This window comes from Cytophaga sp. FL35 (genome assembly GCF_014349235.1).
Lineage (GTDB): Bacteria > Bacteroidota > Bacteroidia > Flavobacteriales > Flavobacteriaceae > Euzebyella.
On the sequence record NZ_JACSOH010000007.1, the window covers coordinates 43738 to 61575 of the forward strand.

Consider the following 17838-nt stretch of genomic DNA (forward strand, 5'->3'; position numbering starts at 1 on the left):
ATTATAAATCATTTATTTCTTTTTCTATTAACCTATACCTATCCTTAACACCTTCTCCCATATAAAAATCCAATAAATCCTTCTTGTCAAGGACACCTTCTTTTAAAAATTTAGTTAAGTACTCTTGGTTAAAATTCATAAGGAGGATACTCTTTTCTAATTGTTTTAAAATGGCTTTGTTGTTTTCAATATTGCCTTCTACTAAACGCTTAATACTAGTTATTTCATTAATATCCTTGATAATTCTGTTTATAATCAAAGCCAACAGATTTTTGTCCAAATCCACATCTTTAGCATTCATTGCTATATCACGTGCCAGCATATAAGCTATTGCGAGATTAGAATAATCTCCTCTTTGAGAATCTACGATTGCAACGAATCCAATTGATTGAATAAACCCGACATTATCAAACACTTTTAAAATGCTATTATCAATTAGTGAGATGTCAAATACGATGATGCTGACCTTAGAATTTCTATTTGCATCTGATTCTATAAGTTGACTCCATGCAGTATCATATTTTCTAGTGAAAATATCTTTATTTTCAATTTCACCAAGTTTTATGCTCTTGTCGAATTTGCACTCAATAGTAATACGTAAATCAGATTCTCCATTTATTTTACAAATGATATCACCAGTTTTATTTCTAGGCAGAGCGCCTGATTCACTTCCAGTTAAGAAAGCTAAGTCCTTTAGTTTTTTTTCTTTAAAGTAATTTTTCAAAAATTCTGCTATATCTTCTTCGGCAAGGGATCCTTTGATTGTCGTTTTGTAGAAAAGCTCTTTTTTCATATCAAAAATTATTTTCAAGCTTTCTAATTCTGTTCCTAACTCATTACTTGTTTTTGAAAGAAACGCCGAAATCCTATCCTCCATTAGCGCTAAAACTCCTATGTATAAGGCTCTGAATAGCTTATCTTCTCGATCAGTTACTGGTAGTTTATCAAAAAAATTGAAGACAACTTGATTGTCTATTTCAAAATCTTTGACTTCAACTCTTTTGAGTTTTTGATTTATATTAATCTTTGGCATTAATTTTATCCTATTTTTTGTTGTCTGTAGTTTTTATAAATATTTTGATTAGCATAACTACCCTTAGAATCTGCTGCATAGAGGCCATCAAATTCATATTGGGGGACATCATAGTACTCATAAATTCCACCTTTATTAAATTCAATTCTTAATACTGCATTTTCCTCATCATACCCAATCGCTTTAATATTTGATGAGCTTACTGGTATCATTTCCATATCTTATTTTTTATTTATTGGTTTTTGTTCTCTTATGGCAGTAACAACTTGCTTGTAATTCTCTTTAGAAGGTTTAAACTCTTTCTTCCAAGATTTAACTACTTCAGGGTCATTGCTCGAAGGTCTTGGTTCAACAAGTTTAACTCTGACTCTTGATGGTATGTTTATTGCCTCGCCCACTACAATAGCCTCCCCTATTCTTAAGGAAGGTAATAATTCTATAAGACTATTCATGTTGTTTGGAGCAGAAGATTGTACAGTTCCCTTATCACCACTATTTGTAAGTCTCAAGGCAACGAACGTACCAACTTGCGCCAGAATTGTTTCAGAAATCTCAGATGGTCTCTGTGTAATTACCATCGCACCAATTCCAAATTTTCTTCCCTCCTTAAATATTTTTTCTACCGCCTTTCTCGCATATCCATAAACATGGGCGCTTCTTTCAGTTCTTGGCAAATATGAATGTGCTTCTTCATAAACCATGAGTAGTGGGCGATTCCTTCCTGTGTATTCTTCAAATCTACCCCAGTACATGGAATCATATAAAAATCGACTTATTAAACCTACTGAAATGTCGATTAACTCAAATGGTATTCCTTTTAAATCTAAAATAGTTAATCTATTTTCATTTTCAACCCAACTTCTCAATAGGTGATCAATATCATTTGGGCTTGAAGAATCATAATAATCTGTAGGGTTGAACATAAAGCCATACCTACTGTCCTTTAGTCGTGAATATATCTTACCAATATAGGGATACATAGTTTGCTTTTTCGATTTATATGGAGCAGTATTATTTGGCGAATGCGGTTCAAATTTCGCAGGTTTCAATTGACTTGCATCACCTTTATCTAAAAGCATTTCATTAGCTTTAGTATGATCACTGGCATGATTATAAGTAGCATTTAACTCCCTGTCAAAATCAAACCATAACTTCTTAATGTCAAAGGGTATTGGCGAGTCAGCCGTGATATAATCAAGGTCAACTTTGCCAGATTTCAACTTACTCGCATTCAACCTCTTTAGTTCAATAATTTTAGCTCTTAATTGTTTGTCTTCCGGTTTTTCTTGTCCCTCTTTTCTTCCTACAAGAAAGAATGAAAGTTCATCAAAAGTCATTGTCCAAAACGGGATATTCAAAGGGCTTTTTTTGTCATTGATTCTAAATACCTGCGCAGCACCTTTGAATGCGGATGAATATTCACCATGAGTATCAATAAGAACTAATCTAGAGCCTTTGTAGTCATTCAGTACTCTTTTAATTATATAAGCAACAGTATTAGATTTTCCACTCCCTGTTGAGCCGAGAACCGCTGAATGCCTTAAAATTAGATTATGAGTGTCGACATAAACCGATAAATTATCAGAAGATGAATGTTTTCCAATTTCAATAAATCCCTCAGATTTACCACCATAAATTAGTTTTAAATCCTCTTCCGTAACTAGATGAACTTGGTCATTTATTGTTGGAAAAGTTCCAACCCCTTTTTCAAATTTTTCATTACCTAGTTTCTCTCCAATAAGTTGTACTTGTAAAAACCTAGAACCATAATTTGGCTCATTTGGCAATACCTCTATGTTCGAGGGAGTATTGCTAACTGAAGAAACAAGCCCATATAATGTCAAGCTTCCTATTGGAAATTTCACAAATGTCCCAATCTGACCAATCCTATATAATCTACCCTCTATAATCGGCGCCGCCGAAGGAATTTCCTTGGCAATTTCAACTTCTACATTCCCGCTGTTCACGTTGATTACTTTTCCTAAATAAGTTATATCCTTACTCATCATGAATCGGTAGTTTTATCTTTCATACCAGAACAAAAAATTAGGAACTCCACTAATTGATTAAAATCACCAAGAGTGATGTTACCTTTAGTTTTTTCCCAGAATGGTTCCAATAGTTCTTCCATTTTACCTATTTTCCATTTTCCATATGTTCCAGAAATAGATGCGGCACTGGGCCCTAGTAGAGTAAGATTTGGGAAATTTTTACCTTCCTTAACTATTTTATCTAATGGGTCGTCTGTATAGAAAAAAGCAATTATTTGAATTCTATTGTTTTGATTTAATGCGTTGAAAATAACTTCATTAAGATGTTCATCTGAAAAAGAATACCCACTAATTATGAAAATGCCCTCTCCCTCAATTAGGAAGGATTTTAATCTATCAAAGTAGCTTATAAACGGTTGTTTTCTTGAAGATTCATATTTATCTTTTGAAGGATAAATAACTAATTCAGCATTCGGAAATTTTTCCTTCGCCCCAGAAGTCAAACGTACGACTCTGTGAGATTTTCCATCTTTATTTTCTTTCCAAAACCAACCAAGTGACCCGTGAAGTTTCCAAAGTCTAATCCAGGATATAGGTGGGCTGTCATATTTAGAACTACTTTCCAAACTTTCAGAAGCAAAAAAAGGTTCGTTAGCACCAATAAAACCATCATAAAATGGAATCAATAAACTTTCGGCAGACTTTTCCAGTACTAAATCGTAATTGGTTGTAAAAAGTTCTTTTGGGTAATCACGGGATAACCAGTTTAACCATCCCACGAATCTCTTGACAACATTTATATCAGCTTTTGATTCTTCATCTGAAATAATGTCATAAATAATATTACATATTTTTTTATCCAGCTTTTTGGCGTCTTCACCACTAACTTTTTCGAAGGATTTGGATTTAGAATCAGCTGTAATTTGCCTAATCAACCTTATTTGATTTAAGATTGCCTCTATATGTTGACTGTCAGCATCCAAGCCCTTTTTGATAATTAGAAATTTTTCTTTTTCAGGAGTCTTTAATTGCTTTTCAATTTTAGTCGTAAGCTCAGCAATATCTGAGATTCCAATAGCCTTAGAAGTCCCAGCACCAAATAAAAACCCAAGTCTTTTTGAATACGAAAGTTGATTTCTGATCTCGGATAACTCCCTAAGTGGGTCATGTTTATGTTCTATGGCCATATTAATTTCTTTATGGATTTATTTATTCATTATGGATAACTAGTATAGGGACTTTAGAAAAAAAGGTAGAGGGACTATAAATATATCAAACTTTAACAAGTAATCAATTACGGAAGTTCGATAGATACTTAAAACTTGTAGTAAAATACCATTCCATACACATTATGCTTCCCTCCTCCCGATAGCTATCTGAACGTGTCGTGTAAAATATTCCATCTCTATTTACTTTTTTCTAGTGGATTTACTAGGTTTTAAAGAAGGTTTGTTGCTGGGTGTACTTTTGTTGTCTCTTCTTCTTTTGTCAAGCGTGCCATCTTTCTTTTTTGGTTTGGGCCCGGGTTTAATAGCTTTAATTTCCATTATAATCGTGTTTATTAATTACCTATACTTCACTAAAAGTAATGGAAGTTGCCTGTCGTATTTTATGGAAAACCGTAATCAAAAAGGATTTTCAAATAATTTGTACAGTCTACCTTTGGTTTCGGAACTGCTTATTACGCGAAATATCATAATTTATGCGGCACTGTGAAAAAGCCCGGTGGGCCTTTTTAGATTGATGGCGAGTGTTTTGCACTTAGTAAAAGTTATAAAAGCCACCCTTATTACGTGGTATTATATGCCACTTGTAAATAGCCTTATCCGCGACCACGGTAGTTGGATGCTAAAAGTAATTTTCTACAAAAATTGCCATTTATACACAATTATTGACCGTGCAAACATAAGTTTCTGGTACAAAAAGGCTCCATACCTATTTTTATATCAAGCGTCGACCTTAGTTTTAAATTTTTAATTAATCCGAACCGATTTCATCGTTCGTGATTCGGGCAAAATACCAACACTTATTTGGCCCGATACTTCTCTTTATAGGACACCGCCCCCAAGCCCTACGGGATACACAGCTTGATTCGGTTCTCTAAATTATTTGAATCATGAAAAAATTTCGTGTCAAAAATCTCACGGTCGCTATTGACAGTGCTGATTTACAAAAATGTGGAAAGTTCTTTAGTAATCCCATTTGTGTGTTCACGGCAGGTTGCGGAGTTACCTTTTGCGACGGCATTACCGTACATTGCCTTACAGGATCTGTCAATTGCGGACCTAAATTAACATTGCACTGCGGTATTTCCAGAGATTGTATCATTAGTCGAGGGGGGTGCGGACTTAACTATTCCACCTTGCCGCCTACCGAATTCACCAACCTGATCAAGGTTCGGGAAGACATTACAGAAAAGCTTGAACTCATCGAGGTTCTACAGGCAGACTTAAACGTGGCCATCAAACAATTGGATGAGTCAAAGGCAGAGCTGACCGAAGTGGCAATGCCCAATACGCTTGCCGAGGCCAAAGAGGTGAAGAGCCAGATTGAAGGGGCTCTCAAAGAGGTGAACGCGCGAATCGAGAAACTGAAATAATTCTTGTTTTGCGAGACCTGATTTACAAAACGGCCTCAACAGCAAAGGTCGTGACATACGAACATGAAATCGCTTCCACCGTTTCTGAAAATGAAAAGCGGAGGTTGCTAGACGGCTATGGCTATGTGTTTCATCAAAACCAAGAGAGCCCAGCGTTGGAAATCGATAAAAACTGTGCCCTGCTGCTCTTTTCAATGATGGAACCAGGCCCCCTGCCCTCTTTTATAAGAAACGATTATGACCTTCTGTTTTGGCCGATACTAATGGATTTGATTTCAGGCTCTTATTTGTCAGTATTTTTGGATTCCGATTTCGTGACCGGTCCGCCGGCCACGAAACGGATTCAAGAATTGTACGGTCCCCTCCATTCCCAAGTTCAAGAACTGTCAGAGCTTGCCATCAAAAGGGCGGCCTTAATGAAATTAGCTACGCCCGAAGCCTATTTTAATTATCTCTATGCCTACAATACCTGTCCTGCGAATCCTTATGAAAAAATAGCTCCAGAAGAAGAATGGAACTATTTGACCGAAGGGGGGAAATCGCTTGAAAAATGGAACTCCCATACGGACTCCCCGGCATGGTATTATTTTGCCCATCCAGACCAAAAAAACGTGGTGGAGCGAAAGACCCACAAATTGTATATCAGTCCCAAACCAAAATATGTACCCCTCATTCTACGAGAGACGGCCAACGCCCTTCAAGCCATAAAAGGTAGCTCGTTCAAAGTCGGAAAGGACTTAAACGGCCGATTGAGACCCGATAAATGTGTCGCCTATTTTACTTGCGAAGATACCTTGCTCCAAACGGCGGAAAAGCTATTCAATAACCTTCAAGGCGTAGAGGCTCAAGGGGTCCCTTTTACCGTTGCCTATGATAGTGACGGACTATTATCTTGGGGCAGAGATGTGTACCCCGAGCAAGGGGAACAGCAAAGTTGGCGCCAATGGATGGTCAACAAAGTAGTAGAAACCTTGGGAGACGAAAATGTGCGTTCACCCGCTACCGCTTATACAAAGACCTGTAACGCCTTCGAGCGTTCCGGAATAGACCCATTAACCTTTAAACCTAATGCCACATGGATACAAGCCCAGCAACCCCAATAGCCATCAGGGGCACCTATTATTTGCCCGAGGATGTTTTGTTGACGCCCGTCTCAAAACTACCCGAACAAGTGAGAAAAACCCTAAATGCCGACAATCGTGAAGATATTGCCATTACCAGAACGTTCACACGCGGCAGTACGAAAATTGTAGATTCAGAACTGGCAGCATTGCTCTCGGAATTTACAAACGGAAGCACTATTCCCTATGCCATTGCCCGGTATTGTCAGAAATCAAAGGATGAGCCCAAGCAATTACTGGAAGCTGCCCTACCGGTACTCATGGAAATGATATCCAGCTCCATTCTCACCTCTGAGGATGCCAGCGAAACTAAACCGGAATTTCTATATCAACCAGGGGATTGTATTGGTGGATACCGTATCATAAAACAACTACAGGTTTTTCAAGAAAGTGAAGTCTATAAGGTTGTTAATGAACAAAATGAGCCCTTTGCGTTAAAAATTGCCCGGTCGAACCAAGCATCTTATAGTGCTTTACTCGAGAATGAACGAGATGTACTGAATCATCTACATCCGCAGAGGAGCGCTGAGAAAACCACTTTTTCAGCTTATCATAAGGATTGTTTGTGGATGGTATCTGAATGGGCCCATGGCAGTGATATTACGAAGGTGGCCTATACTTACCGAGCATCGGGCGCACGCCATAAATTACTACGTCTCATCCGGAACTTGATTCAGGCCTATGCCAAAATCCATCAGCAGAATATTGTACATGGCGACGTACACCCGGGCAATGTATTGGTACTGCGTAACGATGAGGTTCGAATTATCGATTTTGGTCATGCACGACATATCAAAGATACTGGCGAACCACATCGTGAAAAACGTGGGGGAGTCGCCTATTTTTTCGAACCGGAATACGCCGAAAAGGCGTTAGCAGGAAAGACACCGCCCCCCGCCACTAGAAAATCGGAACAATTTGCCATCGCCAGTTTGATCTATGTTTTGGCGACGGGCCATTACTATGATGATTTTGATTTGGAACGGGAAGCTATGTTTACTGCCATTGCAAATCCGCAACCCCAACCTTTCAGCCACTATGGTTGCCCATCATGGCCGGAATTGGAAAGGTTGCTTGAAAAGGCACTTTCGAAAGATCCCAAAGACAGATTTTTCAATGTAGAGGCCATGCTAGCTGCCTTACCCGTCGTTGTGGACAATGAAGAAAAATTTGATGATATAGAAGTATATGCCAAACAAGTGATATCGGATTTGAGTCCTGAAAATGAAATTTTCGGTAACGGGCTGCATTCCGGGCCCACCTGCTCCATCAATGGCGGTGCGGGCGGCATTGCCTATGCCCTGCTCCGGTTGTCCTACGTAAACGATCATCCGGATTTGCTGGCACAGTCCGAACTGTGGCTACAAAAAGCCATCTCACATCAAAAAAGTCATGATGCCTTTGGGAATCCCAAACATGAAGAACAGCGGCAGATGGTGGGGCCCACTTCTATACATCATACCGAAGTAGGACTCCAATGGCTTTCCTGTCTTTTAGGATTCGTAAAAAACCAGCGGGAACCGGCACATCATCAATGTGAGTCGTTCCTATCCGCTATCTTGGAAGAAAGTGAAGCATTAGACACCACACTCGGTAAACTAAGCGTTGTACTGGCCTTATCGGAACTTTGGCATCATTCCGATGCTAAAATACAAACAAAAATAAAGGAAAGTGGTAATGCGATTCTCTCCGAAGTATGGAAAAACGGAGCCTGTTTACAATCGGTAGGAGACGATTTCTCAGTTTTCAATTATGGCTTCGCCCACGGCTGGTCTGGCGTACTTTATACCTCCTTGCAATTGCATATGCTTACAGGTTACAAGCTTCCAGAGCATTTTCTGGACCGATGTGATGAACTAGTATCGAAAATGGAATATAAGGGTCGTGGCAAATCTTACCCCTGGATATCTTCCGATGGAACTTCCATGGGGTCGATGGCTGGATGGTGCAACGGTCCTACCGGCACCCTATTTCTCTTCGCCCTTCTTTATGAACATTTCGGCTTGCATGTCTATCAACAGACCGTTGAAGACCTAGCTTGGGAAATTTGGGACGATCTTAGTAAAGGTATCGACCTCTGTTGTGGAGCGGCAGGTAAAATTTTCGCTCTCCTAAAGGCGGCCGAAGTGCTATCGGACCAAGTTTGGCGAGACCGTGCTCGAATGGTCGCGAAAATTGCCATTACTAACGGACAAGATCTTGATTCGGAAGCGCATCCAACATACAGTCTGTTCAAAGGGCAATTAGGCCTCTCGCTCGCCTGCCAGGCCATCGTTCATTACCCAAAAATAACTATGCCGATGATGGGGTGTGTTTAATCTAAAAATGTTTATCCAATAGTAAAACGCTAAAAATCATCTACCCTAACAAATGGATTTGAAGTTAGTTACAAATTCAAAGTCTTTACAATTCCCTCAACTTTATATTCCGGAACTTGGATTCAAAATACCAGTTCTGTAGGGCAATCTTCCCTTTGGTAGTTTTTCCAAAATGGGGGCGGTCCTTAAAATTGGAATTGGCAACCAATTGTGACCATTCTGGAGAATTGAAGTCCGCCTCGGCGGTCTTCTTTCCATTTAAATAAAACGCAATCTTGCCGTCTTGCTGTACAATTTTGGTCTGGTTCCACTGCCCCACCGGTTTGGCTTCCACTTCCGTTAGTTGCGGTGCAAGCCCCCAAAGGCATCCGGGTCTTTTAAGAGGTGTTTTGGTATCCATATGGGCAGGCTCCAACAATTGGTATTCCGGTCCGGTTTCATAGGTGGCCTTAAATTGGGGCGTCTCCTGTACATTCACAAAAACCCCACCATTGCCCCTCAGGGCCATTTGCCATTCAAAAACCAGTTCGTAGTTTTCAAATTCCGAATCGGTGACCAAGTCCCCAAAAACTTTACTTTCATCCGTAGCATCGCAGAAAATATACCCGTCCCGTACTTCCCAAGCAGAATACTGGGTAGAATCCGGTTGATTGAAAAGATGCCAGCCGTTAAGGGTTTCCCCATCAAAAAGCAACTTCCAACCCTGCTCCTTTTCAATATCCAATAATTGGTTGTGCACCTTGTTTTTAAGGGCCAGTTCCTTGGAACGCTTTAATTCAAACTTCTTTTTTTCCTCCTCCTTACAGGAAATGGTTATCAATAAGCAAAATAAAAGGATAAAGGAGAAATTTCGTAACATATAATTTGTTTTGGTGGTTTGGTTTAGAGGTCCATAAACGGGAATAAGACCAAAAATTCCCTAAAGATATTAAGTTTTTAAAAACGGACAGTTTACACACTAGATTTTAGAAGGACCCTATTTTTATCAAATCAGGTTCACTTTTTAGCCAAATGAATACCTAAATCTAAACGGCATACTCTATTTTTGACCAAAATAAAAAATATGGCCTCCGGTTTTTTCGCAATTTTAGATGATGTAGCAACGCTGTTGGATGACGTTGCCTCCATGAGTAAAATAGCCACCAAGAAAACCGCAGGCATCTTGGGAGATGACTTGGCGGTAAATGCGGAAAAGGCTTCCGGGTTTGTGTCCAAACGGGAAATACCGGTACTTTGGGCCATTACCAAGGGTTCCTTGCTCAATAAAATTATCATTCTGCCCGTAGCTTTTTTACTCAGTGCCTTTTTACCGGTAGCGGTCACTATTATTCTGGTGCTTGGCGGACTCTATCTTGCGTATGAAGGTGCCGAAAAAATTTATGAATACTTTGTTCCTCACGGCCCCAAGGAAGTGCACGTGCAGGCTGAAGCTCCCTCCAAGGAAGATGTTCTGGAACTAGAAAAAGAGAAAATTAAATCGGCCATTCTTACGGATTTTATCCTTTCGGTAGAAATCGTCATCATTGCTTTGGGTACCGTTATTCAGGAACCGTTGGTCAATCAGATTATGGTGGTATCCGTGGTGGCCTTACTGGCAACGGTCGGGGTCTATGGTATTGTAGCCCTCATTGTACGCATGGACGAGTTTGGGGTACGGCTCATCAACCTCAACGAGGAAGATAACAGCTTCTCCGATAAGGTGGGACGTTTTTTTGTAAATGCACTTCCCGTGGTAATCAAAGGCTTGGGAATCATTGGTACCATTGCCCTCTTATTGGTTTCCGGCGGAATCTTTTCCCATAATGTACCGTTTCTACACCACCTGTTTCCTTCGTTACCGGCCATGTTAGTAGAATTTCTATTGGGCCTTGTTATAGGTTTCATAGTACTGTTCATCGTTTTGGGAGTGAAAAAAATCTTTAAGAAGTAAGTTTACCCACTAGGAATCCTTGCGTAGCTTTGAAATAACCTTGCCCACTTGATTTTCTTCAAACATGGCTATAAAGTTAAGGGCATATCCGATGAATTTTGATTTTGGGTCCTTGATAAACATACCCAATTGCAGCACCGCCCTATCCATTTCCTTAATGGCACTTATTTGATGGTTGCTACCCATGCCCCAAAGCAAATTGGCATGGGCCCACGAAAATTCCCTAGCTTTCTCCAGACTAAAATTGATGATTTTTTCATCGGTATTCTTTCCAAGAACATCCAATACGAACAACAATGGCGAAACCTTGCTCAATCGGTCCTGCATTTCGTTCACCATAGCCCCCAAAATGGCGTTCACCTTCATAAAATCGCTTTCGATCAGGCTTATTTGGGTATCCTTCATCACTGTAGTTGCCGTCAAAGCTAAATCAAGATTGATGTGTACATTGACTCCCAGTAACAAATGTTGTAAGATGGTCAGCGATTCCGTTTTACTATTGAAAACGTAATCCCACGCCAAGCCAATTTCGGTATGGTTCGTATGCGCATTGTAAGCATCAAGATAGTAGTTGGCAAAGGCTACGTCAAAGATTTCCATCCGCTCATTATCTTCAAAATTTCCCAACTGCACTTCTTTCAATATTTCGGCAGTCACCCTTCGGTATAAATAGGCAAAATAACCTGTACGATCATTCGTAGCAATGGAACGGTCAATGATACCGTCCAATTGCTCAAGTACTTGCTGTATGGTGGAGGGCCGGCCGATAGTTTTTGGTTTTTTGTTGAAATGAAATTCCTGTAAGATATTTCGGATTGAAATCTCTTCCTAAAGTACACATTAAATTGATGTAAAATCACCTGTTACGAAGGTAAACTTTCTGCTAGAGGTTTATAAAGCGTTTTTTAGGCCCATCAACTAAATTCATCTGTTTATCTTCGCGCCCATTATGTGGATGTATCTTGGGCTTCTGGCAGCCTTATTTTTGGGAATACACAATCTGTGTAAAAAACATGCGGTTCAAAACAACGAAACCTATACGGTACTTCTAGGAACCTTGGTAGCCGGATTTTTAATATTGTTACCGGTATTTTTAGGATCTTGGTACCTGCCTGAAACCATGAAGGAGTGGCATTTGTTCGTACAGCCACTCACTCCTTCCGCTCACGGCTTTATCTTGATCAAGTCCGCCATTATGGCTGCCTCTTGGGTACTTGCCTACCAAGCCTTAAAACATTTGCCCATAACCATTGTAACGCCCATACGGTCCGCAGGTCCGTTCTTTACCTTTATAGGTGCCTTACTTATTTATCAGGAGCGACCCAACGTTGCTCAATGGACCGGCTTCTTTCTGATAATAATTTCGGTTTTTCTTTATTCCCGAATCGGAAAGAAAGAGGGTATCCATTTTAAAAGCAATAAATGGATCTATGCGATTGTAGCGGCTACTTTTTTGGGTGCAAGCAGCGGGTTATACGACAAGTTTTTGATACAAAACCTGGCCCTCACCCCTTCTACCCTGCAATTTTGGTTCTGTACCTATACCATGTTGATTATTCTGGTCATTGTCCTCTATAAAAGAAGGAAAAGCGAAGCGGTACGCCAAGGCTTTACTTGGCGATGGTCCATTCCCTTGGTGGGTATTCTATTGCAATTGGCGGACTATTTCTATTTTAGGGCCCTACAGGACCCGGAAGCTTTGATAATGTTACTTTCGGCCATTAAAAGAAGTCAGATTTTAATAGCCGTTCTTTTGGGTGGGATTCTTTTTAAGGAACAGAACAAGCGCAAGAAATTGGTTCCCCTTTTCGGGATTTTAGCAGGCGTATTTTTAATTCTTTACAGTTGATCCACTAAGCTTCTTTGGCCACCACTTCTTTTGGTAGGCTAAAATAGAAGGTGGTTCCCTTACCCTCCTCACTTTCCAACCAGATTGTACCTTGGTAATAATTGACTATTTTTTTTACGATGGATAGACCAATCCCAGAAGAGCTTGCCGTATTGTCCAGTTTTGTAAATATCTTGAAAATGCGGTTAAAGTAGATGGGGTTGATGCCCCTACCGTTGTCCTCCACAAAAAATTCATAGGCATCTGACTTCTCGGTATACCCTACCGCTACCCTACTCTCTTCTTTATCACAATATTTAAGGGCATTCTGTACCAGATTTTGAAACAACTGTTTAAAACGCCATGTGTTTCCGTACAGTTTGGGAAGGTCTTTATGAATGTGGATATCCACCCCATCCGGAACCATGGTGGTTTGAAGAATTTCTGTCATAAGCTGATTGGTATCTACCCAACTGTTTTCGGACTCCATAAGGCCCACGGTGGAATAATCCAGAATGCCCTTGATGAGACTATCCATTTTTTCCACATGGTACAGCACTTGGTCCATGGTTTGTTTCTGGTCTGCATCTAATCGTTCTTTATAATCTTCCAAAAACCATCCGATCAAGGTATGGATACCGATCAAAGGAGCCTTTAAATCATGGGAGACCATATGGGCATAGTCGTTCAAAGCTTCATTTTGCTTGGATAGATGCTGAAGCAGTTCTTCCTTTTTTGCTTCTTGTTCCTTTATTTTTTCCTCCTGCTCCTTACGTTGAATGACATTTACGAGCATATTGGCATAAACAAAGAGAATCTCTTTCTCGTTGTCATTGTACTTATTGATCTTTCGAACAGAATCAAAACCTATAAACCCAATAAGTTCATTGTTCTTGATTTTTGGAATGGTAATGAGGCTTTTTATTCCTTGAGGTTCTAGAATGGCCCGTAACCCATGTTCGCCATCCTCCGGAAGTTCGCTTACATCTTCAACAAAAAAGGCCTTTCCAGCTCGGTGGGCTTCCAACCACTGGGGTATAAAATCTACAGGTACGTTCTGTAGATTTTCAATTTCCGGGGTAATCCCTTCTGAACACCACTCGTATGTATTGGAGGTAGTATTGTTTTCTAGATCATATGAAAAAATATAACTCCTATCAGATTCCACAAACTCCCCAATCTGTTTAAGGGAACGATTAATGAGCTCGTCTATATCCGTTAAATCCGAATTGATATAAGTGGTAGAAATACTGATCAATAATTCCTGAAAACGCACTTGGCGTTCTATGATCTGGTCTTTTTCTAGCTGAGATAAGGTTGAATTCTTCATATAGCTACGTAAAGATTTTTAACCAATTCAATTTACCACTAATTCTCCATTAAAAAAGCCTGTAGTTCTCATTTTGGAGAAATACAGGCTTTTTTACTTATTACAATTCCCTAAAAGCAGGAAAAATGAACTTTCTTATTTTTTCATATTGACAAAACCAACCGGAGATAATAACGTCTCCATGCTACCAATATGTATACCGTCTCCAGGTGCAGTTCCCTTGGCGGCTACCCCTGGGGTCCCTTTGGGCAAATCATAGGATTCACCAACAGAGGCCGATCCATATCCAAGGTCTTTCATGGACCCGGCAGTAATACGACTTAAAGGATTTTCTCCCAAATTAAGGAAACCGGTCATCAGCTCATTGTTCAAAGCTGCTTCATCCCAATGTCCTAAAGCGGTACCCGGTCCAAAATCACCTTCAACAGGCAATTCTAAAGTTCCTCCTTCCGCATTCCAGAAGACATTGGCTTTCTTACCTAAGAAGTAAGGGTTGCTATCAGGACCGCCACGCAAAGTTCTATCAAAACCAAAGGGAGCTACGTTCCAAAGGGTTCCAATACCTAAAACGTGTCCCATCTCATGAACGATAACTTCCTCGAACAAATCCAATTCTTCCAAGAAATCCAAATCGTCCACATCAAAGAACATCACCCCTGAAAGGGTAAGAAAATCATCCGTACGAACAAATTGTGGGCCAGCCTGTCCCAAAACCTGACCAGGACCATCAATAGGAGCTAATGCTACTTCAATAATAATATCGTCAACCACTCCCTCGTCTACAAGCGGTGGAAAACCTGCAAAAGCGGAGGGCAACGTACCTGTAAAAGAAGGTTCGTCCTTAATAATGATACGCTCCCAGCGGGCTGCTGCAGCTTCAAAAACTTCTACCTGCCTTTCTGTTGGAGGCAATAAATATTTAAGTGTAATGTTAAAGCGACCCCTATCCACGCCAGGTGCCTCCGTAGTTTTTAGGGCATCCGTTCCAAGATCATCAATGATAATGGGGTCTGCAGGTGCCGATTTTAGGGCGAAAACAAGGTCTTCCTTAGTCTCCACACTTGAGACCTCTGGACTGTCAGTTTCTAGTGATACACTTTCCTGCGTACAGGAACTAAGAACGGCTGCACCAATAAAGCAAGTGCAAGCCAAAAACCGACTTGATTTAAGAAATGAGTTTTTCATATAATGTTACTGTGTTAAGAGTTAGAGACCGAAAAAAGAATTTCAGTCCTTTATTATTCTGTTAAACTTAACACAATAAACATGCAAATGCAACATTTTTTTAACATTTAAGGATTTAATAATAACCCGTTAAATATTTAAAAATGAAGCAATACCAATAAGGCTTTATTTATAAAAAAGATGGATTTAAGAAACCCCAATACTCCGTTGCGTTTTTACATCCGAAAGATAAGCCACTACCCTTTGGGCAAATTCTCGAAAGCGCCGTAGATGTTTAGAAAGTAGAAGAGCACTTTGTGAACTTACATCTACTTGGTTCCGTAAGTCTGCCAATATCGCTTCATTGTCATTTTCAAGTTCTCTAGCGTCACTTTTAAGTTCCAGAAATTGTTGAAATTGTAAGGGTGTTTTTGGTTCACTAAGATAAGAGACCAATTTATCGTTACATTGTTTGATATCGCGCTGGTTGCGGTCCAAACGCCTTAATTGAACATGTCTATCCTTAATGCAAGAAGATTCTAAAGTGAATTCATTATTAGTAGTCATAAGTTACCCCCGTTACTTGATTGATACTGCAAAATTACACTTCAAAATATCATATTTCTTACAAAGCTGAAGGATTTAACCCAAATTTCACATCAATTTTACCAATGTGCTCAATACAGTCGGTATATATTAATAACAACTTAAAAAAGAGGAGGTTATATTACATAGTTGGAACCTTGGTGGCTGAGCATTTCATAAGATATTCCTCCACATGAGATTGCAATTGTCTAAAAGTACTCAACTGTTTCTTTGCCTGGGCCACATAGGCGCTGTGCGGTATTTTTTCGCCCTTGAGAGCCGTAATTACCTCTTTATTGTTTCTATTACAAAGATCCATAGCCTTACGGAGCTGGTTGAGACGTTCAAATAGCGTATAGGTATTGGGTTCTGAGCGGTACGAATTAAGCTGTACCCGTAATTGTAGGAGATTGCGCTGATCTCGTTCCAAACGAAGTAATAAAGCGTCCTTGCTTTCCGATTCCCAGTTGAGGTAGCGATTTTGTTTAAATTTTTCCATAGCGTTCAAGATTTAGAGTTGAAATTTGTAGGATTTTAACAAGGGAACTTCTTAAAGTTACAAAAAATACGACTACAACGTTGTAGTTAGATACCTTAAATTCAGAGTTTAACATATTATAACATTCCTACATTTTAGCTGTGGCAATAAATTTCTTGTTTGAACACTCCTAGCCATTATACTGTACCTAATTTGCAGTATGGAAATAAATTTTGAATACGACAATGTAACTGCTAGTGACCGATTGGAAGAATTGGCCACCGATAAAATCAATAAACTTTTTGAACGGTATGACTTTCTTATACGCGCCGATGTATTCTTTAAACAGGAGAATACCTCAAGTCCGGAAACAGGGTTAATTTGCAACATACGCTTAAGCGCGCCGGGGCCCCGACTTTTTGCGGAAGCCAGTAACGAAAATTTTGAAGCCTCCATACGGGAATCCGTATCCGATTTGGAAAGACAATTAAAAAAACGGAAAGTAAAATTGAAAAGCCACTAAATTATGGATGATATGAGTGTAATTAGCACAGATGAAAATTTACTCACCTTGGTATACAGCTCAAAGTCGCACTTGGGAAAGCAGGTGTTGGGCTACGTTCAGGGCGCAGGTGATGACCTGAGGAGCATTGATATTGCGGAAACAAAGCTTGGTCATGCCATGTGGGTAACCTTGGCAGATGGTGTCGGGAAGAATCTTGGTGAACTTTTCAGTTTGGACAACACAGAAACACCGGATATTGAGGATAGTGATTCTTTTGAAACGGATGATTGGTTAAAATTGATAGACAACAATCCTGAATTGTTACAAAACCCCATAGCAATTAAAGGCAAGACTTTTAAACAAGTCACTAGCCGCTCAGAGGTTTTACAGTTCTTTGACGTAGATTCTGCAGGGTTGGAAAAGAAAAATATGGGAGAAGATCCTACAACGTCATCTACCACTAAGGGAGAATCCTTTATCTAGTATAAAAACAAACACCACCTAAATAAAAAAGCCACCTCTAGAGGTGGCTTTTTCGTGTGTTGGTTATTCCTCATCCTCAAACTCCAGTTTGGCCATGGTTTTGGACAAACGGCTGGAATAAGGTTGGTCTATAATATCTTGAAGCAAGCGTTCCCTTTTTCTTTCGGATATATCCAAGGTATCCACAATGGTACGGGTTTGTTCCATTTCGGCCACTCTATTCTCTTTCAGTTGAATGCGCTCTTGAGGGGTTAAGATCATTTCCGGCTCAAAGCGTTCCATGACCGTATACTTGGTTACCTCATGCTTTTTCTTATCACTTTCCTGTGCCTGCAAGGCAGCAGTACTGGCAGTACATGCCAAAACTAGGCACATACCCTTAAAAAATAATTTTCTCATAGGGGTTTTCATATAGTCTCTAGAGCTAATTTATCAATAGCTCTTTTCCATCGTATTTTTGCTGGGTGAACTGC

At 39.9% G+C, this 17838-nt stretch carries 18 protein-coding genes; 7 read left to right on the forward strand and 11 right to left on the reverse strand.

Annotation, left to right across the window (positions count from 1 at the left end):
• Window position 1: 1 nt before the first annotated feature.
• Genes BIZ36_RS07540 through BIZ36_RS07555 form a run of 4 tightly spaced genes read right to left on the reverse strand, consistent with a single transcriptional unit; the run spans window position 2 to window position 4211 of the window.
• The gene (locus BIZ36_RS07540) at window positions 2-1033 is read right to left on the reverse strand and encodes a hypothetical protein (protein ID WP_187457275.1); all 1032 of its coding nucleotides are present in this window, start codon (window positions 1031-1033) and stop codon (window positions 2-4) included.
• A 5-nt stretch (window positions 1034-1038) separates the two neighbouring features.
• On the reverse strand, window positions 1039-1251 hold the full coding sequence (locus BIZ36_RS07545; RefSeq protein WP_187457276.1) for a KTSC domain-containing protein: 213 nt from the start codon (window positions 1249-1251) through the stop codon (window positions 1039-1041).
• Window positions 1252-1254: 3 nt separating this feature from the next.
• Window positions 1255-3042: an ATP-binding protein gene (locus BIZ36_RS07550; RefSeq protein ID WP_222937302.1), complete on the reverse strand. Its 1788-nt coding sequence runs from the start codon at window positions 3040-3042 to the stop codon at window positions 1255-1257.
• On the reverse strand, window positions 3039-4211 hold the full coding sequence (locus BIZ36_RS07555) for an SIR2 family protein (protein WP_187457277.1): 1173 nt from the start codon (window positions 4209-4211) through the stop codon (window positions 3039-3041). Before BIZ36_RS07555 ends, BIZ36_RS07550 begins: the two co-directional genes overlap by 4 nt.
• 929 nt (window positions 4212-5140) lie before the next feature.
• On the opposite strand from BIZ36_RS07555, the gene BIZ36_RS07560 reads away from it, so the two are divergent.
• The 3 genes from BIZ36_RS07560 to BIZ36_RS07570 are packed head-to-tail and all read left to right on the forward strand — an operon-like array spanning window position 5141 to window position 9062.
• On the forward strand, window positions 5141-5623 hold the full coding sequence (locus BIZ36_RS07560; RefSeq protein WP_187457278.1) for a hypothetical protein: 483 nt from the start codon (window positions 5141-5143) through the stop codon (window positions 5621-5623).
• 50 nt (window positions 5624-5673) lie between these two features.
• Window positions 5674-6726 (forward strand): hypothetical protein, encoded by a 1053-nt coding sequence (locus BIZ36_RS07565; RefSeq protein WP_187457279.1) that lies wholly within the window; start codon window positions 5674-5676, stop codon window positions 6724-6726.
• Complete coding sequence (locus BIZ36_RS07570; protein ID WP_187457280.1) at window positions 6699-9062, forward strand: lipopolysaccharide core heptose(II) kinase RfaY; 2364 nt, start codon at window positions 6699-6701, stop codon at window positions 9060-9062. Before BIZ36_RS07565 ends, BIZ36_RS07570 begins: the two co-directional genes overlap by 28 nt.
• Before the next feature lie 85 nt (window positions 9063-9147).
• Here the strand turns inward: BIZ36_RS07570 and BIZ36_RS07575 are convergent, their stop codons facing one another.
• Window positions 9148-9921, reverse strand: coding sequence for a 3-keto-disaccharide hydrolase (locus BIZ36_RS07575; RefSeq protein ID WP_187457281.1), 774 nt, complete (start codon window positions 9919-9921; stop codon window positions 9148-9150).
• Between the two features lie 204 nt (window positions 9922-10125).
• Here BIZ36_RS07575 and BIZ36_RS07580 point away from each other — a divergent pair, with 204 nt between their 5' ends.
• Entirely contained in the window at window positions 10126-10992 is an 867-nt protein-coding gene (locus BIZ36_RS07580) for a DUF808 domain-containing protein (protein WP_187457282.1), read from the forward strand.
• A 9-nt stretch (window positions 10993-11001) separates the two neighbouring features.
• Here BIZ36_RS07580 and BIZ36_RS07585 read toward each other — a convergent pair whose 3' ends face one another.
• Window positions 11002-11814: a DUF5995 family protein gene (locus BIZ36_RS07585; protein ID WP_353616827.1), complete on the reverse strand. Its 813-nt coding sequence runs from the start codon at window positions 11812-11814 to the stop codon at window positions 11002-11004.
• A gap of 127 nt (window positions 11815-11941) precedes the next feature.
• On the opposite strand from BIZ36_RS07585, the gene BIZ36_RS07590 reads away from it, so the two are divergent.
• Entirely contained in the window at window positions 11942-12841 is a 900-nt protein-coding gene (locus BIZ36_RS07590; RefSeq protein ID WP_187457284.1) for an EamA family transporter, read from the forward strand.
• A 4-nt stretch (window positions 12842-12845) separates the two neighbouring features.
• Here BIZ36_RS07590 and BIZ36_RS07595 read toward each other — a convergent pair whose 3' ends face one another.
• From BIZ36_RS07595 to BIZ36_RS07610, 4 genes are all read right to left on the reverse strand, one after another.
• Window positions 12846-14150, reverse strand: a complete 1305-nt coding sequence (locus BIZ36_RS07595) for a sensor histidine kinase (protein ID WP_187457285.1) — start codon at window positions 14148-14150, stop codon at window positions 12846-12848.
• Window positions 14151-14285: 135 nt separating this feature from the next.
• Window positions 14286-15335, reverse strand: a complete 1050-nt coding sequence (locus tag BIZ36_RS07600; protein WP_187457286.1) for a leishmanolysin-related zinc metalloendopeptidase — start codon at window positions 15333-15335, stop codon at window positions 14286-14288.
• Between the two features lie 186 nt (window positions 15336-15521).
• Complete coding sequence (locus BIZ36_RS07605; protein ID WP_187457287.1) at window positions 15522-15881, reverse strand: hypothetical protein; 360 nt, start codon at window positions 15879-15881, stop codon at window positions 15522-15524.
• A gap of 160 nt (window positions 15882-16041) precedes the next feature.
• Window positions 16042-16398 (reverse strand): hypothetical protein, encoded by a 357-nt coding sequence (locus tag BIZ36_RS07610; protein ID WP_187457288.1) that lies wholly within the window; start codon window positions 16396-16398, stop codon window positions 16042-16044.
• 199 nt (window positions 16399-16597) lie between these two features.
• Here BIZ36_RS07610 and hpf point away from each other — a divergent pair, with 199 nt between their 5' ends.
• A complete protein-coding gene (hpf, locus tag BIZ36_RS07615) occupies window positions 16598-16900 on the forward strand; it encodes a ribosome hibernation-promoting factor, HPF/YfiA family (RefSeq protein ID WP_187457289.1) in 303 nt (100 codons plus the stop codon).
• A 12-nt stretch (window positions 16901-16912) separates the two neighbouring features.
• Window positions 16913-17365 (forward strand): arsenate reductase family protein, encoded by a 453-nt coding sequence (locus tag BIZ36_RS07620; protein ID WP_187457290.1) that lies wholly within the window; start codon window positions 16913-16915, stop codon window positions 17363-17365.
• Between the two features lie 63 nt (window positions 17366-17428).
• On the opposite strand, the gene BIZ36_RS07625 is transcribed toward BIZ36_RS07620, so the two are convergent.
• Window positions 17429-17764, reverse strand: coding sequence for a hypothetical protein (locus BIZ36_RS07625; RefSeq protein ID WP_187457291.1), 336 nt, complete (start codon window positions 17762-17764; stop codon window positions 17429-17431).
• Window positions 17765-17838 lie beyond the last annotated feature (74 nt).